At 49.2% G+C, this 21,751-nt stretch carries 18 protein-coding genes, 1 tRNA gene and 3 rRNA genes; 14 read left to right on the top strand and 8 right to left on the bottom strand.

Annotated features, from left to right (window positions below):
* Positions 1 to 6: 6 nt before the first annotated feature.
* The 3 genes from maiA to K6Q96_RS15735 are packed head-to-tail and all read right to left on the bottom strand — an operon-like array spanning position 7 to position 2,794.
* Positions 7 to 627 (bottom strand): maleylacetoacetate isomerase, encoded by a 621-nt coding sequence (gene maiA, locus K6Q96_RS15745; protein WP_251876777.1) that lies wholly within the window; start codon positions 625 to 627, stop codon positions 7 to 9.
* A 17-nt stretch (positions 628 to 644) separates the two neighbouring features.
* A complete protein-coding gene (locus K6Q96_RS15740) occupies positions 645 to 1,625 on the bottom strand; it encodes a fumarylacetoacetate hydrolase family protein (RefSeq protein ID WP_251879662.1) in 981 nt (326 codons plus the stop codon).
* A 29-nt stretch (positions 1,626 to 1,654) separates the two neighbouring features.
* The gene (locus K6Q96_RS15735; protein WP_251876776.1) at positions 1,655 to 2,794 is read right to left on the bottom strand and encodes a homogentisate 1,2-dioxygenase; all 1,140 of its coding nucleotides are present in this window, start codon (positions 2,792 to 2,794) and stop codon (positions 1,655 to 1,657) included.
* A 255-nt stretch (positions 2,795 to 3,049) separates the two neighbouring features.
* On the opposite strand from K6Q96_RS15735, the gene K6Q96_RS15730 reads away from it, so the two are divergent.
* From K6Q96_RS15730 to K6Q96_RS15715, 4 genes are read left to right on the top strand one after another with little or no spacing between them, the layout of a single operon-like run.
* Positions 3,050 to 4,078 (top strand): TRAP transporter substrate-binding protein, encoded by a 1,029-nt coding sequence (locus K6Q96_RS15730; protein WP_251876775.1) that lies wholly within the window; start codon positions 3,050 to 3,052, stop codon positions 4,076 to 4,078.
* Between the two features lie 5 nt (positions 4,079 to 4,083).
* Entirely contained in the window at positions 4,084 to 4,587 is a 504-nt protein-coding gene (locus K6Q96_RS15725; RefSeq protein WP_251876774.1) for a TRAP transporter small permease, read from the top strand.
* Positions 4,587 to 5,888 carry a TRAP transporter large permease gene (locus tag K6Q96_RS15720; RefSeq protein WP_251876773.1) on the top strand — a complete coding sequence of 434 codons (1,302 nt, stop codon included), beginning with the start codon at positions 4,587 to 4,589 and terminating at the stop codon, positions 5,886 to 5,888. The genes K6Q96_RS15725 and K6Q96_RS15720 overlap by 1 nt, the downstream gene beginning before the upstream one ends.
* Positions 5,889 to 5,917: 29 nt before the next feature.
* The gene (locus K6Q96_RS15715) at positions 5,918 to 6,382 is read left to right on the top strand and encodes a MarR family winged helix-turn-helix transcriptional regulator (protein WP_251876772.1); all 465 of its coding nucleotides are present in this window, start codon (positions 5,918 to 5,920) and stop codon (positions 6,380 to 6,382) included.
* Here K6Q96_RS15715 and K6Q96_RS15710 read toward each other — a convergent pair.
* On the bottom strand, positions 6,376 to 7,719 hold the full coding sequence (locus K6Q96_RS15710) for an MATE family efflux transporter (protein ID WP_251879661.1): 1,344 nt from the start codon (positions 7,717 to 7,719) through the stop codon (positions 6,376 to 6,378). The genes K6Q96_RS15715 and K6Q96_RS15710 overlap by 7 nt on opposite strands.
* Before the next feature lie 310 nt (positions 7,720 to 8,029).
* On the opposite strand from K6Q96_RS15710, the gene K6Q96_RS15705 reads away from it, so the two are divergent.
* The 8 genes from K6Q96_RS15705 (at position 8,030) to K6Q96_RS15670 (ending at position 16,973) form a co-directional block, all read left to right on the top strand.
* Positions 8,030 to 8,320: a co-chaperone GroES gene (locus tag K6Q96_RS15705; protein WP_002541974.1), complete on the top strand. Its 291-nt coding sequence runs from the start codon at positions 8,030 to 8,032 to the stop codon at positions 8,318 to 8,320.
* Positions 8,321 to 8,365: 45 nt separating this feature from the next.
* A complete protein-coding gene (gene groL, locus K6Q96_RS15700; RefSeq protein ID WP_165018311.1) occupies positions 8,366 to 10,003 on the top strand; it encodes a chaperonin GroEL in 1,638 nt (545 codons plus the stop codon).
* 602 nt (positions 10,004 to 10,605) lie between these two features.
* Positions 10,606 to 12,158: ribosomal RNA gene (locus tag K6Q96_RS15695) — 16S ribosomal RNA — on the top strand.
* 62 nt (positions 12,159 to 12,220) lie between these two features.
* Positions 12,221 to 12,296, top strand: a tRNA-Glu gene (locus tag K6Q96_RS15690).
* Between the two features lie 333 nt (positions 12,297 to 12,629).
* Positions 12,630 to 15,517 (top strand): 23S ribosomal RNA (locus K6Q96_RS15685).
* A gap of 128 nt (positions 15,518 to 15,645) precedes the next feature.
* Positions 15,646 to 15,761, top strand: a 5S ribosomal RNA gene (rrf, locus tag K6Q96_RS15680).
* Together the 16S, 23S and 5S rRNA genes with 1 tRNA gene alongside form the textbook arrangement of a ribosomal RNA operon.
* Positions 15,762 to 16,095: 334 nt before the next feature.
* The gene (locus tag K6Q96_RS15675; protein WP_251876771.1) at positions 16,096 to 16,494 is read left to right on the top strand and encodes a hypothetical protein; all 399 of its coding nucleotides are present in this window, start codon (positions 16,096 to 16,098) and stop codon (positions 16,492 to 16,494) included.
* 140 nt (positions 16,495 to 16,634) lie between these two features.
* Positions 16,635 to 16,973, top strand: coding sequence for a 50S ribosome-binding protein YggL (locus K6Q96_RS15670; protein WP_251876770.1), 339 nt, complete (start codon positions 16,635 to 16,637; stop codon positions 16,971 to 16,973).
* Positions 16,974 to 17,019: 46 nt separating this feature from the next.
* On the opposite strand, the gene K6Q96_RS15665 is transcribed toward K6Q96_RS15670, so the two are convergent.
* The gene (locus K6Q96_RS15665) at positions 17,020 to 17,514 is read right to left on the bottom strand and encodes a GNAT family N-acetyltransferase (protein WP_251876769.1); all 495 of its coding nucleotides are present in this window, start codon (positions 17,512 to 17,514) and stop codon (positions 17,020 to 17,022) included.
* Positions 17,515 to 17,609: 95 nt separating this feature from the next.
* Complete coding sequence (epmB, locus tag K6Q96_RS15660) at positions 17,610 to 18,632, bottom strand: EF-P beta-lysylation protein EpmB (protein ID WP_251876768.1); 1,023 nt, start codon at positions 18,630 to 18,632, stop codon at positions 17,610 to 17,612.
* A gap of 34 nt (positions 18,633 to 18,666) precedes the next feature.
* Here epmB and efp point away from each other — a divergent pair, with 34 nt between their 5' ends.
* Positions 18,667 to 19,233, top strand: coding sequence for an elongation factor P (gene efp, locus K6Q96_RS15655; RefSeq protein ID WP_251876767.1), 567 nt, complete (start codon positions 18,667 to 18,669; stop codon positions 19,231 to 19,233).
* 266 nt (positions 19,234 to 19,499) lie between these two features.
* Complete coding sequence (locus tag K6Q96_RS15650; RefSeq protein ID WP_002535615.1) at positions 19,500 to 20,909, top strand: SPFH domain-containing protein; 1,410 nt, start codon at positions 19,500 to 19,502, stop codon at positions 20,907 to 20,909.
* A 71-nt stretch (positions 20,910 to 20,980) separates the two neighbouring features.
* Here the strand turns inward: K6Q96_RS15650 and frdD are convergent, their stop codons facing one another.
* Together frdD and frdC are read right to left on the bottom strand one after the other, a co-directional pair.
* Complete coding sequence (gene frdD, locus K6Q96_RS15645; RefSeq protein ID WP_251876766.1) at positions 20,981 to 21,343, bottom strand: fumarate reductase subunit FrdD; 363 nt, start codon at positions 21,341 to 21,343, stop codon at positions 20,981 to 20,983.
* Positions 21,344 to 21,367: 24 nt separating this feature from the next.
* Positions 21,368 to 21,751, bottom strand: a complete 384-nt coding sequence (gene frdC / locus K6Q96_RS15640; RefSeq protein ID WP_046303027.1) for a fumarate reductase subunit FrdC — start codon at positions 21,749 to 21,751, stop codon at positions 21,368 to 21,370.

The raw sequence follows: 21,751 nt of genomic DNA, 5'->3' as shown, positions 1-21,751 counted from the left end.
TGTCTCCTAAACATTGTCTGGGTGCGCTTGCTCAAAGGCGGGTAACCCTTGGCAGCGCTGTTCTATTTCTTTCAGTGTCGGGTAAGGAGTCAGATCGAGTGAAAACCGGCGGGCGTTAAACAGTTGAGGGACCAGACAAATATCAGCAAGGGTGGGAATGTCGTCACAGCAGAAATCCGTTTGTGTGCTTTCCACTTTTTTTTCGACCGCCGCTAATCCGGCTTTCAGCCAGTGCAAATACCAGTCCAGTTTTTCTTCCTCACTGTGGCCCATGGAACCGGTGAGGTGTTTGAGTACCCGAAGGTTGTTGAGCGGATGGATGTCGCAGGCAATGTCGAGCGCAAGGGCACGGCATTTCGCCCGGGCTGCATGGTCCGCAGGCAACAACGAAGGAGAAGGGTAGACCTCCTCCAGATACTCGATGATGGCCAGCGACTGGGTCAGAACCTGACCGTTATCAACCAGTGTCGGTACCAGCCCGGTAGGGTTCAGGGCCAGATAATTGTCGCCACGTTGATCGCCGTCCAGCAAAGAGACGGCTTGTGATTGATAATTCAGCCCCTTGAGATTCAGCGCAATGCGAACACGGTATGACGCCGAGGATTTACTGTAGTCATAAAGCTTCACTGCGTGCGTTCCCTTTATTACCTATACGGGACAACTTCCTGATCAATCTTGCCAAAGATTGAACGACCTTCCTTGTCATGCATCTCGATACTGACCTTATCACCATAGAGTAGAAACGGCGTTTTCGGTGACCCAAGATCCAGAATTTCCAACATTCGTCTCTCTGCAATGCAACAGGAACCCTTTGATCGATCAAGGTTTGATACCGTCCCTGACCCAATAATAGTGCCCGCGCTTAAATAACGACTTTTGGCTGCGTGGGCAACGAGTTCTGCAAAATCAAACGTCATGTCCACGCCGGCATTGGGTGCGCCGAATTGTTCGCCATTGAGGAATACTTCCAGTGGCAGGTGCACTTTGTTTTCCTGCCAACTTTCACCCAGCTCATCGGGTGTCACCGCCACAGGGGAGAATGAAGAGGCCGGTTTGGATTGGAAGAAACCAAATCCTTTGGCAAGCTCACTTGGGATTAGGTTTCGAAGCGAGACGTCATTCACCAGCATCAGTAGTTTGATGTGGCTACCAGCCTTTTCACTTGGCGTCGCCATGGCGACATCATCAGTGATCACGGCGACTTCGGCTTCGAAATCACAGCCCCAGGCTTCATCGCAAAGTTCAATGCTATCGCGTGGGCCGATAAATTTGTCAGAAACACCCTGATACATCAAAGGATCAGTCCAGAAGCTTTCCGGCATGTCCGCCCCACGGGCTTTACGCACCAGTTCGACGTGATTCACGTAAGCGCTGCCGTCCGCCCACTGGAATGCGCGTGGTAAAGGAGATTCACAGTCAGCGGGATTAAAAGGAAAGCGCTCGCCGACATTATTATCATTCAAAGCGTCATAGCGAGCCTGTAAAAGCGGCGAGAGGGTATCCCACTCATCCAGTGCATCCTGTAGGGTGAGTGCAATATCAGAAGCATCTACTGCCTGAGTCAGATCACGTGAGACCAGAATGAGTTTTCCGTCTCGGCGGTGTTTTAGGGAAGCCAGTTTCATCATCTATTCCTTAATCTAATGTCTGCGATCTATTCGCCACGAGGCGGTGTGCGCCAGGACAGGACGTAATCATCGAGCTCGGTTTGTTTCGCTGCCTCGCCCAAATCGAGCGGCATTCGGGTATCAATCATCACCGCGACTTCATCAGTTTCTTTTTTGGTGGCTTTAGCGCCAGCTGCAAAAGCTTTGGGGTGCGGGCCGTGCGGGAAGCCACAAGGATGCACAGTCATCATGCCGGGGTGAATGTTGTCTCGGCTGAAGAACTCGCCTTTGTGATAGAAGATGACTTCATCATAGTCATCATTGTTGTGATAGAAGGGCACCTTGAGCGCGCCGGGATCGGACTCAATTGGGCGCGGCACAAAAGTACAAATCACAAAGCCATTGGCGACAAAGGTGGTGTGCGCTGAAGGCGGAAGATGATAGCGGTGACTCATCAGCGGTCGTATGTCACGCCAGTTGAGCCGGAATACGGTGAGGTTTCCTTTCCAGCCAACTGCATCAAGTGGGTTAAATGGGTAGGTAATGCGGTTCATCGCATTACGGGATTTCAGGTACACCTGCCATGATTTTTCGTCTTGTTGCTGAGCAATAAAAGCATCATCGATCTTGGCATATTCCAGCACTGCCGGATCAAACACAGCATGATCGCCAACGATCCCACGCTCTGCTGTCATATAAGATCCATGAGTGGCTTCGATCATTAGCACAGTAACGGCAGAGTCAGGCTCAATACGCCAATTGGTGGAGCGCGGCAAGATAAGGTAATCACCATCGCGAAAGCGCAGGTGGCCGTAATCACAGAAAAGTGAGCCGGAACCTTCGTGGATAAACAGGCACTCGTCACCGTCACCATTTCGTACCAGATACTCCATCGCTGTTTCGCAGCGCCAGATCCTGACTTTCACATTGGCATTGGAGAGCAAAAGTGGTGCAGTCAGTGGGTTATCACCAATATCTTCGACCTTATTGGTATCAAACGCATGAGGACGAAGATCGCCTTCCCATTCTGACCAGCCTGTCGGGGCATGTTGATGATACATGTGGGTGGCCGGGCCAAAGAACCCCTCTTTGCCGCATTCGCGCTCAAACGTGCCTTCGGGTAAATCACAATGCGCCTGTCTTGACGCTTTCCCTTCGGTGATGGGAAACGAAAACCACTTCCGCATAGCTCACTCCTGAGTATGAAAATGGTATCAATTGAAACCGAATAATGGTTTCAAATGAAACTATATGGTGCTTTTTAGTATCGCCAGAATCTGTGGTAATGCAACAAAAAATTTACCCTTATGTTAAAAAGTTGTTGCGATAAATCTGTCGTCATGCTTCTATTTCAAAATCGTACAGTTTTTGTGCGTATTAGATACGGGATACTTCGATGCAGTCATTATTGTTGCATTTGAAACGAATATGGAGTCGTAAACATGTGGAAACGTGAAGCAATTTCCTGGTCTTTGGCCGCTGCCGTTCTCAGTTTTTCCTTCACCGTTCAGGCTGCCGAGACAACTCTTCGCATTAGCTCATGGGCATCACCTAATCACGGTATTAACGCCATGGTATGGCCGACATGGGGTAAATGGGTGGAAGAGGCAACCGATGGTCGGGTTGACGTAAAAGTGGAATACAACATGGGGCCACCGCCAGCTCAAGCCGATTTGGTGCTGGATGGTGTGGCAGATGTCACTTGGTTCTTTCATGGCTTTAAACCCGGCCGTTTTGAACTGACTAAACTTCCTGAAATCCCGACTTTTGATAACACCCTTTCTTCCGAAGAGGCTTCGGTCGCTTACTGGCGTACATTCGATAAATATCTGAAAAAAGGTAAGGAACACAGAGGATTGGAGGTATTGGCAGTCGGTGTTCATGGTCCGGGTGCCATCATCACACGAGAGCCAGTGAATAGCTTTGCCGACCTCAAAGGTAAAAAGATGCGCGTTGCTGGGGATGTGATGACCACACTGGCAGAGCGTATGGGCGTTGTACCGGTCGCATTGCCGCCAAACAAAGTTTATGAAGCGTTATCGCAAGGTGTGGTCGATGGCGCTTTCTTTACGCTGGAGACTCTGAAAAGCTTTCGTCTGAACGAAGTGGCACCTCATACGGTGGTTTTTCCGGGGGGCTTGTACCGAGGCAGCTTCAGTATACTGATGAACCGCGACACACTGGATAGCTTGTCTGATCAAGACAGAGAAGCAGTGCTGAGTGTATCCGGCGAAAAACTCTCACAACTTTTTGGTCAGATGATGGATAAAGCTGACGCTGCCGGCGTTGCAGATAGTTTGGCTAAAGGTACGCCTGTCGTTGAAGCAGATCCGCAAATGGTGGCCTCAGCCCAAGCCATGGCAGAGGGCATTGAAGCGCAGTGGCTGAAACAGGCCGATGTGCGCATTAAGGATCCCCAGACTGCTCTAGACTATTACCGCGAACAAGTCTCTGTGTTTAGTGGGCAGTGATCATCATGGCAGCTATGTTGCGAGTTTGCGGCCTGCTGTTGGAAGGTGTTGTTGCCCTGTCATTGATGCTGATGATGGTCGCCACCACGGTCGATGTTTTTGGTCGCTACTTTTTCAATACCCCGCTAAATGGCGGGGTAGAGATCATCGAACTGACTTTAGCTGTGGTGGTTTTCGGTGCCTACCCTATGGTGACCTGGCGGCGGTCGCACATCTGCGTGGATTTGTTGGATGACCATGTGCCTTACCGTTGGGTCAGATGGCGGGAAGTGGTCATCAATCTTGTCAGTGCAGCAGCGCTTGGGCTGGTAGCCAATAAGGTGTGGCAACTGGCCACACGTGCCCTGATCTATGGCGATGAAACCGATGTGTTGGCCATCCCAACTGCGTATCTTATCTACTTTATTTCAGCGATGAGTTGGCTTTCGATGATGGCTGCCATTGGGCTGGTTGCCGCTTTGCTGCTTCGTCACCCCGCTGTTCTCCCTTCACCTTCGGAGCATAACTGATGACGGAAACCCTAATTGGATTTGTAGTCCTTCTTCTTTTGGTGCTCGCCCGCTTCCCATTAGCTTACAGTATGGGGATCGTGGGTTTTGTCGGCTTTGCCTGGCTCATTGATTTTAACTGGAATGCCACCCTGTCTATGGCTGCGCGTCGTATTGTGGATACCGGGCAAGATTATAGTCTGTCGGTTATCCCACTGTTCATCCTAATGGGTAATTTGGTCAACAAGGCGGGAATTTCCAGTGAACTTTACCGCGCCTCAAATGCCTTTGTGGGTCATCGCAAAGGGGGGCTTTCGATGGCGACTATTCTGGCATGTGGCGGTTTCTCTGCGATATGCGGTTCCAGCTTAGCGACAGCAGCTACGATGTCGAAAGTGGCCATGCCTCCAATGCGAAAATACGGTTATCGCGACTCACTGGCTTCGGCCTCTATTGCGGCGGGCGGTACGTTAGGCATTTTGATTCCGCCCAGCGTAATGCTGGTGGTCTATGGCCTTCTAACCGAGAGCAGTATTCGGGAATTATTCGCCGCAGGATTAGTTCCCGGATTACTTGGCGTAGTGCTGTATTTGCTGGCGGTACAATGGGTGGTATCCCGCGACCCTGAAAGTGCGCCACCACTGAAAGCGTTAAGTTGGCCGGAACGTTTCGCAGCATTGAAAGGTGTTCTATCAACGTTGGCTCTCTTTGTGCTGGTGATGGGAGGCATTTATGCGGGTGTGTTTACGCCGACTGAGGCGGCGGGGATTGGCGCGGCAGGTGCGTTTATCATTGCATTGCTGAAACGCCAACTTAGCTTACCGGTACTAAAAGAAGTACTGGTTGAGACGGCGATGACTTCTTCTGTGTTGTTCAGTGTGGTGATTTCGGCGCTGATTTTTTCCAATTTTATCAATCGTGCCGGATTCACTGATGAACTTTTGATGTGGGTAACCAGTATGGATCTATCACCTTTTGCAGTACTGGGGATCATCATTCTGGTCTACTTGCTGCTAGGTTGCGTGTTTGAAAGTATGTCGATGCTGCTGCTCACGGTACCGATTTTCTTTCCGCTGGTGCAAAGCCTTGGGTTTGACCTGATTTGGTTTGGTATTCTGGTGGTTGTAGTGACAGAAATCAGCCTTATTACGCCACCTGTAGGCATGAATGTGTTTGTGCTCTCGGGGGTAGTGAAGGATATCAGCACTAAAACTATCTTTCGTGGTATCGTCCCGTTCTGGGTGGCTGACATGGTGCGATTGGCATTGATCGCCTTCATACCGGCTATTTCTCTGGCGCTTCCCCATTGGCTCTATGCCTGATTGAGCACATTTGCAGTAAAAGGATTCACATGGTTAAGCCTGATCTTTCCCTCGACAATTTCCTTCCTTATAAGCTGGTACAAACCGCTGAAAAGGTGGCTGACAGTATGGCAGCTATCTATGAAAACGAATTCGGCATCTCGCGACCGGAGTGGCGGATACTCGCTTCGTTGGGGGCTCGTGATGGCTTGATGTCGAGGGATTTATCACGTGAAACCAGTCTGGACAAGGTGAAAGTGTCTCGCATCCTAACCAAGCTAGAAGGCCGTGGCTGGGTGGTTCGTGAAGCTCATGCGACCGATCAGCGTGCAGCATTGGTACGGTTAACCCATGAAGGCAAGGCATTGTATGACCGTATTGTTCCACGGGTATTGGAATGGGAGCGCGGCATGCTTGATGGGCTGACAGGTTCTCAATATCGGGATTTATATCAGGCGCTTGATGCATTGCAGCTTCGTACCCGACAACTGGAAGATTCTGGGCTGGACTACTGAGTAGGGGCTGGAATGCCGCGTCGCAATGTCAGAGCGTACAGGTATGCCAGCACCCCTGTAATCCCATTGGCGACAGCTATGCCGATAAACATACCCTCTGTACCGTCAACCAAGCTTCCAAACCAAGCCATAGGGAGTAGCAATACAAACAATCGAATCAGGTTCATGATGAAGGCATGAACTGGTTTCTTCATTGCGTTTAATGCGCTGACCAACATCATCATCACACCTTGCATACCATAGCTGATGGGAACCACAATCAGGTAATGCCACAACTTGTTTTGTACGGCAGGTTCCTGACTGAAAATAGCGGAAATCGGCACGCTAAGTGGCACCATGGCCAGAAACACGATGAACTGGAACATGACAGAAAAACGTATGGCCCGAAATAGCGCTTCGAATGAGCGTGTTGGGTTATTGGCGCCGAAATTCTGCGCCATCAAAGGCGTTAGGGCTGAGGTCAGTGCCATCATCACAATTAACAGCAAAGACTCCACCCGTTGCGCTGCACCATAAGCAGCAACAGCCGCAGTACCTTGTGCCGCGAGCATGGCCATCAAAATCGCACCGGAAATTGGGTTTAGCGCATTGGACAGCGCAGCCGGAGTGCCAATGGCGAGGATATCTTTCCAATCCTGCACAATTTTCGTTGGTGACGGCCAAGCCAGTAGCTTTTCCCTCTTTATCAGCACATACAGCGAACAAACCAATGCCCCAGCCCAACTGATCGCACTGGCAATTGCCGCGCCTTTTACACCCAGCGCGGGAATTGGGCCAAGCCCGAAAATCAATAGCGGGTCGAGAAGACCATTAATAAAGCCAGCCACTATCATGATCTTGGCAGGGGTTTTGGTGTCACCCGTGGCACGGATGGCGGAGTTGCCTGCCATCGGGATAACTAATAGAGGGATAGTGAGATACCACACCGACATATAGTCATGGATCAATGGCAACAGGTTTTCGTGTGCACCAAGCATCCGGAATAAGGGATTGATCGTCGTCAGACCTAATGCGCTTGCTGCAATCACCAAAATGACCGCGAGCATCAAACCATGCCCTGATAGGCGGGCAGCATCGATTTGGGCGCTTCGACCCAGTAATCGGGCAACGCCAGTAGAGATACCCACACCAATGCCCATGGTGATGCAGTTCACCGCAAAGGTGATCGGAAAAGTGAAACTCACCGCAGCCAATGCTTCCGTGCCCAGCAAGGAAATAAAGAAGGTATCGACCAGATTAAACGCGAGGATCGCTACAAGACCAAACACCATAGGGATGGTCATATTTTTAAGCGTTTGGTCAATGGGGCCAGAAAGCAGGCCGTGTTTGTCCTTCATTCCAATCTCGATAAGAGGTAGCGCTGGGAAGTCAACAATACGCCAAGGTTGCATATCGTTATGTTTGCTAAGGCACGGCTACCCTAATTCATAGAATGTGATGGAGCAAAAGGTATTGGGTAAAAAAATGGAAAAAATTTGCACTTAGCCCCTTGGGATTGAGATAACCCACCCCCACGTTATACGCAAATCGACTTAATCCTTGATGAGACGCTGTCTGTCAGGGATTCAGAAATTCGGAACCTGCATTGTGTGGCAGTTTCCACTTCATTTATCACATGGATCACTACATTTATTCAGGAGACGACCAATGAACATTCGTCCACTACACGATCGAGTAATCGTTGAACGCCAGGAAGTTGAATCAAAATCTGCTGGTGGCATCGTTTTGACTGGTTCTGCTGCAGAAAAATCTACGCGTGGCGTTGTGCTGGCGGTAGGTAAGGGCCGTATTCTTGAAAACGGCAATGTGCAGCCACTGGACGTTAAAGTTGGCGACACTGTGATCTTCTCAGAAGGCTACGGCACTAAGACTGAGAAAATCGACGGTAAAGAAGTCCTGATCCTGTCAGAAAACGACATCATGGCTATCGTTGAGTAATTTCTATTTCATCACTGAAGAACAGATTTAAAAAGGAAGAGAGAAATGGCAGCTAAAGACGTTAAATTTGGCAATGATGCACGCACTAAAATGCTGGAAGGTGTAAACGTTCTGGCAAACGCTGTAAAAGTGACCCTTGGTCCTAAAGGCCGTAACGTTGTTCTGGACAAGTCTTTCGGCGCACCAACCATCACTAAAGATGGTGTGTCTGTCGCGCGCGAAATCGAACTGGAAGACAAATTCCAGAACATGGGCGCTCAAATGGTTAAAGAAGTTGCGTCTAAAGCAAATGACGCAGCGGGTGACGGTACGACTACTGCAACTGTACTAGCTCAAGCAATCGTAGCTGAAGGCCTGAAAGCTGTTGCGGCAGGCATGAACCCAATGGACCTGAAGCGTGGTATCGACAAAGCAGTAGCCGCTGCCGTTGAGCAACTGAAAGAGCTGTCTGTTGAGTGTAACGACACTAAAGCTATCGCACAGGTAGGTACTATCTCTGCAAACTCTGATGAAACCGTAGGTAACATCATTGCAGAAGCGATGGAAAAAGTGGGCCGCGACGGTGTTATCACTGTTGAAGAAGGTCAGTCTCTGCAAGATGAGCTGGATGTGGTTGAAGGTATGCAATTCGACCGTGGCTACCTGTCTCCATACTTCATCAACAACCAAGAGTCTGGTTCTGTTGATCTGGAAAGCCCATTCATCCTGCTGGTTGATAAGAAAGTATCAAACATCCGTGAACTGCTGCCTACGCTGGAAGCTGTGGCGAAATCTTCACGTCCACTGCTGATCATTGCAGAAGACGTAGAAGGTGAAGCGCTGGCAACACTGGTTGTGAACAACATGCGTGGCATCGTGAAAGTTGCTGCGGTTAAAGCACCTGGCTTCGGCGATCGCCGTAAAGCAATGCTGCAAGACATCGCAACACTGACTGCGGGTACCGTTATCTCTGAAGAGATCGGTATGGAGCTGGAAAAAGTGACGCTGGAAGATCTGGGTCAGGCGAAGCGTATTTCTATCACTAAAGAAAACACTACTATCATCGATGGCGCAGGTGACGAAGCTTCTATCCAAGGCCGTGTTGCTCAAATCCGTCAGCAAATCGAAGATGCAACTTCAGACTACGACAAAGAGAAACTGCAAGAGCGCGTTGCGAAACTGGCAGGCGGTGTTGCGGTAATCAAAGTTGGCGCAGCAACTGAAGTTGAGATGAAAGAGAAGAAAGACCGCGTAGAAGACGCACTGCACGCAACTCGCGCAGCCGTTGAAGAAGGCGTGGTTGCTGGTGGTGGTGTTGCACTTATCCGCGCAGCAAGCAAAGTTGTTGACCTGCAAGGTGACAACGAAGAACAAAACGTAGGTATTCGCGTTGCACTGCGTGCGATGGAAGCACCTATCCGTCAAATCGCGCTGAACGCAGGCGACGAAGATTCAGTAGTAGCTAACCAAGTTAAAGGTGGTGAAGGCAACTACGGCTACAACGCAGCGACTGGCGAATACGGCGATATGATTGACATGGGTATCTTGGATCCAACCAAAGTGACCCGTTCAGCACTTCAGTTCGCAGCTTCTGTAGCAGGTCTGATGATCACCACCGAAGCAATGGTAACTGAACTGCCAAAACAAGATGCCCCTGCAATGCCTGACATGGGCGGCATGGGTGGCATGGGCGGCATGATGTAATCATCCCGTTTCCAGCCGAAACTGAAAAAGCCCGCGCAAGCGGGCTTTTTTGTTTTTAAAGAGTGTCTTAACGCACCCCACGTATTTACTAGGCTAGCGACTTACACAAATGAGTCAAAAATAACCGTGCGGATTCTTCAGCATGTGCTTTACTGAATAGTCTTGCGGTAAACAAAACAGTCATTGAAACGACATATTGTCGAAATCTGGATCGTGGCCTCTGATCCTGATCATCAAAGATCTGCAGAAATCTGTTCATCTTTTATACAAAAATGCTGTTTTTGGGCGTTATTTGAACACTTGAACGCGAAAGTGTGATTTTTTTCAAAAAACCACTTGCGCCAAATTTCGAAGTCCCTATACTGCGCCACATCGACACGGCAAGCGGCTCGCAGAGCAAGCTACCAAGTCAACGTTCTTTAACAATTTGACCAATGCAATCTGTGTGGGCACTCGTCATTGATAGATGAAAATTTATCGATGTTTACTGAGTGACCAAACGACATAACTTCGGTTATATCGGCACAGTCAATTCGTTTTGCTTCTGCTTTTTTAAAAAGCGGAGACAGAACAACAACAGTATTTCATCGAGCCAAAAACTTTAATTGAAGAGTTTGATCATGGCTCAGATTGAACGCTGGCGGCAGGCCTAACACATGCAAGTCGAGCGGCAGCGACAACATTGACCCTTCGGGTGATTTGTTGGGCGGCGAGCGGCGGACGGGTGAGTAATGGCTGGGAACCTGCCTGGTAGAGGGGGATAACCACTGGAAACGGTGGCTAATACCGCATGACGTCTACGGACCAAAGAGGGGGACCTTCGGGCCTCTCGCTACCGGATGGGCCCAGTTGGGATTAGCTAGTTGGTGGGGTAAAGGCTCACCAAGGCGACGATCCCTAGCTGGTTTGAGAGGATGATCAGCCACACTGGAACTGAGACACGGTCCAGACTCCTACGGGAGGCAGCAGTGGGGAATATTGCACAATGGGCGCAAGCCTGATGCAGCCATGCCGCGTGTGTGAAGAAGGCCTTCGGGTTGTAAAGCACTTTCAGCCGTGAGGAAGGCATTGTACTTAATACGTGCAGTGTTTGACGTTAGCGGCAGAAGAAGCACCGGCTAACTCCGTGCCAGCAGCCGCGGTAATACGGAGGGTGCGAGCGTTAATCGGAATTACTGGGCGTAAAGCGCATGCAGGCGGTCTGTTAAGCAAGATGTGAAAGCCCCGGGCTTAACCTGGGAACCGCATTTTGAACTGGCAGGCTAGAGTCTTGTAGAGGGGGGTAGAATTTCAGGTGTAGCGGTGAAATGCGTAGAGATCTGAAGGAATACCGGTGGCGAAGGCGGCCCCCTGGACAAAGACTGACGCTCAGATGCGAAAGCGTGGGGAGCAAACAGGATTAGATACCCTGGTAGTCCACGCCGTAAACGATGTCTACTTGGAGGCTGTAGTCTAGAACTGTGGCTTTCGGAGCTAACGCGTTAAGTAGACCGCCTGGGGAGTACGGTCGCAAGATTAAAACTCAAATGAATTGACGGGGGCCCGCACAAGCGGTGGAGCATGTGGTTTAATTCGATGCAACGCGAAGAACCTTACCTACTCTTGACATCCAGAGAACTTTCCAGAGATGGATTGGTGCCTTCGGGAGCTCTGAGACAGGTGCTGCATGGCTGTCGTCAGCTCGTGTTGTGAAATGTTGGGTTAAGTCCCGCAACGAGCGCAACCCTTATCCTTGTTTGCCAGCGAGTAATGTCGGGAACTCCAGGGAGACTGCCGGTGATAAACCGGAGGAAGGTGGGGACGACGTCAAGTCATCATGGCCCTTACGAGTAGGGCTACACACGTGCTACAATGGCATATACAGAGGGCAGCGAGACAGCGATGTGAAGCGAATCCCAGAAAGTATGTCGTAGTCCGGATTGGAGTCTGCAACTCGACTCCATGAAGTCGGAATCGCTAGTAATCGTGGATCAGAATGCCACGGTGAATACGTTCCCGGGCCTTGTACACACCGCCCGTCACACCATGGGAGTGGGCTGCACCAGAAGTAGATAGCTTAACCTTCGGGAGGGCGTTTACCACGGTGTGGTTCATGACTGGGGTGAAGTCGTAACAAGGTAGCCCTAGGGGAACCTGGGGCTGGATCACCTCCTTAACGATACTATTGATGCTAGTGTCCACACAGATTGCTACGGTCGAAATGTAAAGAAACGATGTGTCCCATTCGTCTAGAGGCCTAGGACACCGCCCTTTCACGGCGGTAACAGGGGTTCGACTCCCCTATGGGACGCCACTTATTAAACGCATTCATTGAGTGTGATTAGAAAGTGGTGCTTCGAAAGAACATCGCATTGCTCTTTAAAAATCTGGAAAGCTGACTAAACAAACTCAATGAGTTTGTTTGTAAAAGTTCTCAAATGTTGACTCTACGGAGTTAACACCAAACACATTCAAGTGTTCTTGGTTTCATCCTTCTTAGGAAGTGATGAACAATATTTGAGTCCGGCGAAATCGTTCATCGCTTTATGTTTCCGCTTTTTAAGAAAAAGCAGAGGCAAAAAGGGTGAACATGTTCTTATTAGAACACCTTGGTTGTTTGAACCTACGAAACCTCTTGGGGTTGTATGGTTAAGTGACTAAGCGTACACGGTGGATGCCTTGGCAGTCAGAGGCGATGAAGGACGTAGTAACTTGCGATAAGCCCAGATTAGGTAGTAACAACCGCTTGAGTCTGGGATGTCCGAATGGGGAAACCCACTGGCATCAGCCAGTATCCCACACTGAATACATAGGTGTGTGGAGGCGAACTCGGGGAACTGAAACATCTAAGTACCCGAAGGAAAAGAAATCAATTGAGATTCCGGCAGTAGCGGCGAGCGACCCCGGATTAGCCCTTAAGCGTTTTATGAGTTAGTGGAAGCCTCTGGAAAGTGGCGCGATACAGGGTGATAGCCCCGTACACGACGGCTTATTTAACGTGAAAACGAGTAGGACGGGACACGTGTTATCTTGTCTGAAGATGGGGGGACCATCCTCCAAGGCTAAATACTCCTGACTGACCGATAGTGAACCAGTACCGTGAGGGAAAGGCGAAAAGAACCCCTGTGAGGGGAGTGAAATAGAACCTGAAACCGTGTACGTACAAGCAGTGGGAGCCCACTTGTTGGGTGACTGCGTACCTTTTGTATAATGGGTCAGCGACTTACGTTATGTAGCAAGGTTAACCGTATAGGGGAGCCGTAGGGAAACCGAGTCTTAACTGGGCGAATGAGTTGCATGACGTAGACCCGAAACCGAGTGATCTAGCCATGGGCAGGTTGAAGATTGAGTAACATCAATTGGAGGACCGAACCGACTAATGTTGAAAAATTAGCGGATGACTTGTGGCTAGGGGTGAAAGGCCAATCAAACTCGGAGATAGCTGGTTCTCCCCGAAAGCTATTTAGGTAGCGCCTCGGACGAATACTACTGGGGGTAGAGCACTGTTAAGGCTAGGGGGTCATCCCGACTTACCAACCCTTTGCAAACTCCGAATACCAGTAAGTACTATCCGGGAGACACACGGCGGGTGCTAACGTCCGTCGTGGAGAGGGAAACAACCCAGACCGCCAGCTAAGGTCCCAAAGTTATCGCTAAGTGGGAAACGATGTGGGAAGGCTCAGACAGCCAGGATGTTGGCTTAGAAGCAGCCATCATTTAAAGAAAGCGTAATAGCTCACTGGTCGAGTCGGCCTGCGCGGAAGATGTAACGGGGCTAAGCGATACACCGAAGCTGCGGCAGATATTTATATCTGGGTAGGGGAGCGTTCTGTAAGCCGTTGAAGGTGGTCTGTAAGGGCTGCTGGAGGTATCAGAAGTGCGAATGCTGACATGAGTAACGACAAAGGGGGTGAAAAACCTCCTCGCCGGAAGACCAAGGGTTCCTGTCCAACGTTAATCGGGGCAGGGTAAGTCGGCCCCTAAGGCGAGGCCGAAAGGCGTAGTCGATGGGAAACGGGTTAATATTCCCGTACTGCTGATAACTGCGATGGGGGGACGGAGAAGGCTAGGTGGGCCTCGCGACGGTTGTCGAGGTTCAAGTGCGTAGGTGGGTGTCTTAGGTAAATCCGGGACGCTATACACTGAGACACGATGTCGAGTCACTACGGTGATGAAGTCATTGATGCCATGCTTCCGGGAAAAGCCTCTAAGCTTCAGGTTATCAGGAACCGTACCCCAAACCGACACAGGTGGTCGGGTAGAGAATACCAAGGCGCTTGAGAGAACTCGGGTGAAGGAACTAGGCAAAATGGTACCGTAACTTCGGGAGAAGGTACGCTCTCGACGGTGAAGTCCCTTGCGGATGGAGCTATTGAGAGTCGCAGATACCAGGTGGCTGCAACTGTTTATTAAAAACATAGCACTGTGCAAAATCGAAAGATGACGTATACGGTGTGACGCCTGCCCGGTGCCGGAAGGTTAATTGATGGGGTTAGACTTCGGTCGAAGCTCTTGATCGAAGCCCCGGTAAACGGCGGCCGTAACTATAACGGTCCTAAGGTAGCGAAATTCCTTGTCGGGTAAGTTCCGACCTGCACGAATGGCGTAATGATGGCCACGCTGTCTCCACCCGAGACTCAGTGAAATTGAAATCGCAGTGAAGATGCTGTGTACCCGCGGCTAGACGGAAAGACCCCGTGAACCTTTACTACAGCTTGGCACTGAACATTGAGCCTACATGTGTAGGATAGGTGGGAGGCTTTGAAACACAGACGCCAGTTTGTGTGGAGCCGACCTTGAAATACCACCCTTGTATGTTTGATGTTCTAACTTAGGCCCCTTATCGGGGTTGAGGACAGTGCCTGGTGGGTAGTTTGACTGGGGCGGTCTCCTCCCAAAGCGTAACGGAGGAGCACGAAGGTGGGCTAATCACGGTCGGACATCGTGAGGTTAGTGCAATGGCATAAGCCCGCTTGACTGCGAGAATGACGGTTCGAGCAGGTGCGAAAGCAGGTCATAGTGATCCGGTGGTTCTGAATGGAAGGGCCATCGCTCAACGGATAAAAGGTACTCCGGGGATAACAGGCTGATACCGCCCAAGAGTTCATATCGACGGCGGTGTTTGGCACCTCGATGTCGGCTCATCACATCCTGGGGCTGAAGTCGGTCCCAAGGGTATGGCTGTTCGCCATTTAAAGTGGTACGCGAGCTGGGTTTAGAACGTCGTGAGACAGTTCGGTCCCTATCTGCCGTGGGCGTTGGATGATTGAGAGGGGCTGCTCCTAGTACGAGAGGACCGGAGTGGACGAACCTCTGGTGTTCGGGTTGTCACGCCAGTGGCATTGCCCGGTAGCTAAGTTCGGAATCGATAACCGCTGAAAGCATCTAAGCGGGAAGCGAGCCTCAAGATGAGTCATCCCTAGGGCTTTAAGCCCTCTAAAGGGTTGTTGGAGACGACGACGTAGATAGGTCAGGTGTGTAAGCGCTGCGAGGCGTTGAGCTAACTGATACTAATTGCCCGTGAGGCTTAACCATACAACACCCAAGGGGTTTTGACGGACTCGAATAAGAACGTTGAATGTGTAAGAACGAGAACAAACAAGTCACTTTCCAAGATTTTGGTTTTTACCTTTTTTAAAAAGGTGAAGACTTAGCAGAATTTGCTTGGCGACCATAGCGTTATGGACCCACCTGACTCCATGCCGAACTCAGTAGTGAAACGTAACAGCGCCGATGGTAGTGTGGGGTCTCCCCATGTGAGAGTAGGACATCGCCAGGCTTCCAATTTAAAAAAGCCCTGACCTGACGGTCAGGGCTTTTTTGCATCTGCATCTTTCTATATTCGACACTTTTTTACTTTAATGCCATCAGTATTCCAGATATCGCCCACGATATTGTTCCTAATAACTCGCATGTTCTTTCCATATCAGATCACATTATCAACATATTTGTTAACACTATGGTTTTATTGTGATTGTTAGCATTTCTTTTCCTAATTTAGGTTCTCGATAAAAGGACACTTTGGCTGAGGAATTGGAGATAACGTAGCCAAGATCCAAAGAGAATGATCGATCTAGCTCTCAAGGGAGCATAAGCAAAAAGGAATACTTGCTATGTTGAAAACTATCAAATCTCTCGCGTTTATCCTTCTAGCTGCTGTGTTACCAGCTCAGGCTGAGGAGAACAAAATCGGAGACACATTTGCTGTTGTTTGGGAATACACAACGGATGATGTTGACCTGATTCGTAAGAGTCTTTCTACTCAATCTGGAGAGTTACTAAAGCTCTGGGAGCAAGGCACCGTAGAGAATGCGTATTTGGCTGAAGAGCAAGACTTTGAGAATGGTACCGACATTCTTAATATCGTGTTTTTCATCAAAGCAAACTCTAAGGCTGGAGCAGAGAAAATTTTGAATGAATTTACCTTTGTGAAAAAAGGTATCGCGAAATACGAACTGTACCCAGTGGGATTGTTATGGCTTAAAACTTTCGAAGATGCAGCGAAAAATTAGCCTATACCCTGCGGCAAGACATCTCTTGCCGCCTATCTACAGGAAAAGCGTTTTTTCTCCCGTTTTTCACCTCTATTACCGACAATCTCTCGACTTACTTCTACACTGTCAGCACTTGTTATCTGACAGGGATCTAAGCCATGCCATCACAACGTTCTAAGCGATTGAGAAAGAAATTGTATCTGGATGAATTTGCAGTTTTTGGCTTTGTGGTCGGTCTGAAGCTAAATACAGAAAGTGATGAAGAGTTAGATGCTTTTATAGAGTCTCTGGCCGACTTTGCTGAATCCAGGCATCTGCTTGTTGGCGGTGGGGGTATGAGTGATATCGAGCTGGTTATAGGTTCCGCTCTCAGATATGGTTCTGCGACTGAGCAGGATAGAGAATCCGTCAAAACATGGATTGAAGAGCGAAATGAAGTGGAGTTGTTGGAGTTGGGGCCGCTTGTCGATCTCCATCAACTGGAGTTTGTTGATTAATTAAAACAAAAGGATCCGGATGACCGGATCTCTATGTCTTCTTGGATTATTGGGTGTTCAGGCGTGCCATAAAAAGCGCATCGACGTATTTTCCATTTCGGAACGCGTAATCAACCGCGACACCTTCCTGCCTAAAACCAAATTTTTGATACAAGGCAATGGCAGCTTCATTGTCACTATAAACGGTTAACTCGATTCGGCGCAGGTTCAGCCAGTTGTCCGCCAAGTCTATCATTGCAGTAAGCAATGCGCTGGCGACGCCTTTTCCGGTGTGCTCGTCATGCACGGCCATGCCAAATTGTCCGACATGGCGTCTTCGTCCTTTACGGTTGGCTTCAAAGCCTAATTGACCAACTATCCCCCCATCCTCTTCTGCGACCAGGCAGTAAATGTCATCCGGTATATTATTGAGTCGCTTTTCCCACATCGCGAGCGATGGTAGTGGCATTTGCAGTGTGCCAGCTTGTGCTTTCGGGCAGGTATAAAGTTGCTGAATAGCAGGAATATCGCGAGGTTCTACAGGACGAACACTTACAGGCATAGTCACTCCTTAGGTAATGCCAGAGGGACTTTTCATCATTGCTTGCAACTGACTGCTAAGCAAGCAGTTTTTTAGTTGGTGATTGCTTACTTTTATCACTCAAGGTGAAGGTCTAGTGGTGTTTTACTATCGCGTCCGCCGATCTCACGGGTCAGGCGTGGCACCATGTAGCCAGAGACCTCTTTGATAAGGCCAGACATCAGCTTTTTGGCTTCGTCGTCGTCAACCAGAAAATGCGCAGCCCCTTTTACCTTATCCAGTACATGCAGGTAATAAGGCAAGATACCTGTATCAAACAAGCTGTTGCTCAGGTTTTTCAATGCTTCTACAGAATCATTCACGCCACGGAGCAACACACCTTGGTTTAAGAGAGTAACGCCTGCTTGCTTCAGCTTCTCCATCGATGCACGGAGCTCGTCGTCAATCTCGTTAGCATGGTTGATATGGGTAACCAGCACCACACCAAGCCTTGATGACTCAAGCATGTGAGTAAGTGCTAACGTCACTCGCGATGGAATAACGACAGGTAAACGTGTGTGGATACGAAGACGTTTGATATGCGGTACAGACTCTATGGCTTCAATCAGCCATTGCAGTTCGTGATCTTTTGCCATTAGTGGGTCGCCACCTGAAAGGATGACTTCATCCACTTCCGGATGCTGCTGTAAGTAAGTGATCGCTTCGCGCCAGACGTCTTTCCCGCCTTTATTGTCTTCATACGGGAAATGACGACGGAAACAATAGCGGCAATTAATCGCGCAACCACCCTTAACAATCATCAGCACGCGGTTTTTGTATTTGTGCAGCAGACCTGGAACTGTATTGTCCTGCTCTTCAAGTGGATCTGTGGTGAAACCACTGACTTCTTCGAACTCTTCAATCACTGGCAACACTTGACGCAGCAGAGGGTCATGTGGGTTACCTTTTTCCATGCGATTGATGAAGCTTTGTGGCACGCGCTGGGAAAATAGTTCACGCGCGCTGAAGCCAGGCGTCCATGCGGAAGGCTCTATATCAAGCTGTTGCAGAAGCTTTTGAGGATCTGAGACAGCATTTGCCATTTCTTTGAGCCAGTTTTGCTCAACAGAAGGCGCATTTCGGGTTATTATGTCCGGCATTTATGACAACTTCGAAGATGTTAAGAGGATAGACATGGCGTCTTTTAGCACCAATGAATTCCGCGGCGGAATGAAAATTATGCTCGATAACGAGCCTTGTGTCATTATCGAAAACGAGTTCGTTAAGCCAGGTAAAGGCCAAGCGTTCAACCGCGTGAAAATCCGCAAATTGCTTTCTGGCAAAGTGCTGGAGAAGACTTTCAAGTCTGGCGACTCTGTTGAAGCTGCTGACGTTATCGATATGGAACTGGACTACCTGTACACCGACGGTGAGTTCTGGCATTTCATGAACTCAGAATCATTTGAGCAAATCGCGGCTGACGAGAAAGCAGTAAGCGAAAATATCAAATGGTTGAAAGAGAACGATCGTTGTACCCTGACTCTGTGGAACGGCAACCCAATCGCAGTGACTCCACCAAACTTTGTTGAGTTGGAAGTGACTGAAACTGACCCAGGTCTGAAAGGCGATACTCAGGGTACCGGTGGTAAGCCAGCAACTCTGATCACTGGCGCAGTTGTGCGTGTACCTCTGTTCATCCAAATCGGCGAAGTGATCAAAGTTGACACTCGCTCAGGTGAATACGTCAGCCGCGTGAAGTAATTTATTACTTCTATGCTGAAAAGCGTCCTTCGGGGCGCTTTTTGCGTATCAGAGCCCTGTAAATTCCAATTTATCTTCGCAAACACCCTTCTATCATTCCTCATCGTTATATTTCGTTAAAACCGAATAAATAAGGTTAATGTTTCGAATATTCCTGTTTTAAGTTTTTTGTTACATTTATTCCCGCTAGTGATGAGTAGTTATTCACTTTGGCCCAAAAGCCATACCGCTTTATTCATCAATCAGCAAATAAGAAGGAAAAGAATATGGACACTAAGAATCTAGGACAGGGTTTAAAAATGGAAGAAAGACGTCAGTTGGCTAGAACAGGTCTCAAAGCAGCGATTATTGGTATACCGCTGCTCGGGTTGGGACTGACAATTAATAGCTCAGTATTGATGACAGATGCAGGCTACACCTATGTTCACCAGAACAATATGACAGGTGAGCTGGATGTATTTACCGAGCCGGGTATTCACTTTCGGATGCCGTTTCTTTCGAAGATTACACAATACGATCAAGTGATCACTGTGTCATTCGGTAACAATGCAGGTGAAGATTTCTACCAGCGTCTTGATCCAGTGCAGGTGCGCTTTGCGGATACTTACATCGGCCAAATCCCGGTGACTTACCGCTTCAAGCTGAGCAATGATCCGGAAGCCGTGAAGAAAATGCACCGAGAGTTTCGTAACAACAGCAACCTGATTGATGCTTTGTTAGTCAAAAACGCACGGAACGTCACGGTGATCACGGCAACCCAGTACACGGGAGAGGAATTCTTCCAGGGCGGACTGAACCAATTCAAATCCAAGCTTGGCGATCAGCTTCGTGAGGGTATCTATTTGACCGAGCGTCGTCAGGTTGAAGTAGAAGAGTTGGATTTGGCACCTGTTGGTTTGGATCAATCTGATGCCAACAAGCTGCAACGCACCCAACAATTGGTCTGGAAAACCGTACCTGTACGTGATGCGAGTGGTCAGCCAATCCGACAGGATAACCCGTTGCAGCAATATGGTATTCATGTCACTCAGGTCACCATCGGCGACCCGCAGCCGGAAAAGCAGTTAGACCAATTGTTAGCTGATAAGAAACGACTGGTCGCGGATCGTATCCGCGCGATTCAGGAGCAGGAAACCTCGAAGGCGCAAGCAGAAACTGAGCAGCTTCGTAAAGAAATCCAACGTACCCGTGAAGTACAGGATGCACAGCGTACTAAAGAGCTGGCGGTGATCGCCCAACAAAAAGAGGTAGCGGTTGCGCAGCAAATTGCCAAGCGTGAGATTGTTGAGGTAGAGAAAACCAAGCAATTGGCGGAAGTGGAGAAATCCAAAGAGTTGGCGATTGCCGAAGCCAACCTTGCGATTCAACAAGCTAACGCGAAGGCTGCGGAATTCGAAGCTCTAGCGATTCTGGCTAAAGGTGAAGCGGAGGCGGCCATATTGAAAGCCAAGTATGATGCCTATGGTGCAAACCGCGATGTGTATCTGGCAGAGCTTAACCGTGATATTTCTACGTCGCTTTATCACAACCTGAAAGACTTCAAAGTGGAAGTGCCAAAGCATTACTTTGGTGGCGGTGATGGCGGAAAGATGACGACCAACCTTGATGTGATCACTGGTCTTGGGGCACTGGGAATGATGGAAAAAACCGAAGCCATGCAGAAAGTTCAGCAATAAAGGTCTATTTCAATAGAGCCTAGGTAAACAAAAAGGGAGCAAATGCTCCCTTTTTCTCGTTTTACTGGCTGTTAAATCATGAAAATGAAGATAACAGACAGGGCGCTGATCAAAAATGCCGTGGCGTAACAGGCGACTTTGCCTGCGGTACCAGTGTGGAATTTCAGATCGTGCATACCATGGTGTAGGCGGTGCATTGCATGCCACATTGGCAGAGAAAGAGTACCGATGGTGAACAGTGCGCCGATGAAGCTGGTGACAAAACCTGTCACGCGCTCATAGCTCAATGCTTCTGCATCCAGCATGCCCATTGGTGCCATGATGCCTAGAACCAGAATGGTCACAGGGGTGATCATTGCAAACCATGAGCCGCCTGCACCAAACAGACCCCACCATACCGGTTCGTCAGAACGTTTTGGATTCAAATCTACCACGTTAAATCTCCTCAGATGTCGGGGTTAAACCAGAAACAGAATGACAGCAGAAATCACTGCAACAGCAGCCCACTGCGTCAGAACGATCACTTTCTTATCCAGCAACTTTCCACCGATGCGGATAGGCATCACTTGCGGCATCATGCTGAAGAAAGTCTGTGCGTGGAACAGGCTACCCGCGAGTGCCACGATGTTGATCGCGATAACCACAGGGTTTGCCATGAATGACAACCAACCATTCCATGCCGCTTCGCCAACGACCAGACTGCCTAAACCGAAAGTCAGGCACAGGGTGAAGAAAATCAGCGGAAGCACAGTGGCTTCACGCACCATGTACATGCGGTAGAAAGGATGGTCTTTCCACCAGGTACGCTTCATTTCACGAACGTAAGGTTTACGGTTAGACAT

Origin of the sequence: Grimontia kaedaensis (assembly GCF_023746615.1) — a bacterium.
GTDB lineage: Bacteria > Pseudomonadota > Gammaproteobacteria > Enterobacterales > Vibrionaceae > Enterovibrio > Enterovibrio kaedaensis.
This window is presented reverse-complemented; position numbering and strand designations above follow the sequence as displayed.

Excerpts from the sequence above, each read along its gene's own strand:
- K6Q96_RS15730 (WP_251876775.1), top strand. The coding sequence starts at position 3,050 with ATGTGGAAACGTGAAGCAATTTCCTGGTCTTTGGCCGCTGCCGTTCTC.
- groL (WP_165018311.1), top strand. The coding sequence starts at position 8,366 with ATGGCAGCTAAAGACGTTAAATTTGGCAATGATGCACGCACTAAAATG.
- K6Q96_RS15740 (WP_251879662.1), bottom strand. The coding sequence starts at position 1,625 with ATGAAACTGGCTTCCCTAAAACACCGCCGAGACGGAAAACTCATTCTG.
- K6Q96_RS15725 (WP_251876774.1), top strand. The coding sequence starts at position 4,084 with ATGGCAGCTATGTTGCGAGTTTGCGGCCTGCTGTTGGAAGGTGTTGTT.
- K6Q96_RS15675 (WP_251876771.1), top strand. The coding sequence starts at position 16,096 with ATGTTGAAAACTATCAAATCTCTCGCGTTTATCCTTCTAGCTGCTGTG.
- K6Q96_RS15670 (WP_251876770.1), top strand. The coding sequence starts at position 16,635 with ATGCCATCACAACGTTCTAAGCGATTGAGAAAGAAATTGTATCTGGAT.
- K6Q96_RS15705 (WP_002541974.1), top strand. The coding sequence starts at position 8,030 with ATGAACATTCGTCCACTACACGATCGAGTAATCGTTGAACGCCAGGAA.
- K6Q96_RS15650 (WP_002535615.1), top strand. The coding sequence starts at position 19,500 with ATGGACACTAAGAATCTAGGACAGGGTTTAAAAATGGAAGAAAGACGT.
- epmB (WP_251876768.1), bottom strand. The coding sequence starts at position 18,632 with ATGCCGGACATAATAACCCGAAATGCGCCTTCTGTTGAGCAAAACTGG.
- K6Q96_RS15720 (WP_251876773.1), top strand. The coding sequence starts at position 4,587 with ATGACGGAAACCCTAATTGGATTTGTAGTCCTTCTTCTTTTGGTGCTC.
- K6Q96_RS15665 (WP_251876769.1), bottom strand. The coding sequence starts at position 17,514 with ATGCCTGTAAGTGTTCGTCCTGTAGAACCTCGCGATATTCCTGCTATT.
- K6Q96_RS15710 (WP_251879661.1), bottom strand. The coding sequence starts at position 7,719 with ATGAAGGACAAACACGGCCTGCTTTCTGGCCCCATTGACCAAACGCTT.
- K6Q96_RS15715 (WP_251876772.1), top strand. The coding sequence starts at position 5,918 with ATGGTTAAGCCTGATCTTTCCCTCGACAATTTCCTTCCTTATAAGCTG.
- frdC (WP_046303027.1), bottom strand. The coding sequence starts at position 21,751 with ATGTCTAACCGTAAACCTTACGTTCGTGAAATGAAGCGTACCTGGTGG.
- efp (WP_251876767.1), top strand. The coding sequence starts at position 18,667 with ATGGCGTCTTTTAGCACCAATGAATTCCGCGGCGGAATGAAAATTATG.
- K6Q96_RS15735 (WP_251876776.1), bottom strand. The coding sequence starts at position 2,794 with ATGCGGAAGTGGTTTTCGTTTCCCATCACCGAAGGGAAAGCGTCAAGA.